The sequence below is a fragment of the Xylophilus sp. ASV27 genome (assembly GCF_016428875.1).
Lineage (GTDB): Bacteria > Pseudomonadota > Gammaproteobacteria > Burkholderiales > Burkholderiaceae_C > Xylophilus.
On the sequence record NZ_JAELTO010000316.1, the window covers coordinates 1 to 388 of the forward strand.

A 388-nucleotide genomic window follows, 5' to 3' on the forward strand; every position below is an offset into this window, starting at 1 on the left:
CCCCCCCCCCCCCCCCCCCCCCCCCCCCCCCCCCCCCCCCCCCCCCCCCCCCCCCCCCCCCCCCCTTTTCAAGAATATGACGGCATACGCGATTTCCTGTACGGTCTCGTGGGCTCGGAGATGTGTATAAGAGACAGGGCCGTCACCTCATGGGAGATCGACTTCTTCGGCCGCATCGCCAGCCTTAAGGAGCAGGCGCTCTCGCAGTACCTGGCCACCGAGGAAGGCCGCAAGGCCACGCAGATCAGCCTGGGGGGGGGGGGGGGGTGTGGCGGTGGGGGGGAAGAGAACCTAGTGTAGGGGTCGGTGGGGGCGGGAGCATGAGAATGGGGGGGTGTGGGGGGGGGGGGGGGGGGGGGGGGGGGGGGGGGGGGGGGGGGGGGGGGGG

1 pseudogene is annotated in these 388 nt (G+C 73.7%); it reads left to right on the forward strand.

From position 1 onward, the window contains the following. Positions 1–300: pseudogene (locus JHD63_RS24845) on the forward strand (hypothetical protein); the annotation flags it as partial. Positions 301–388: the final 88 nt, after the last annotated feature.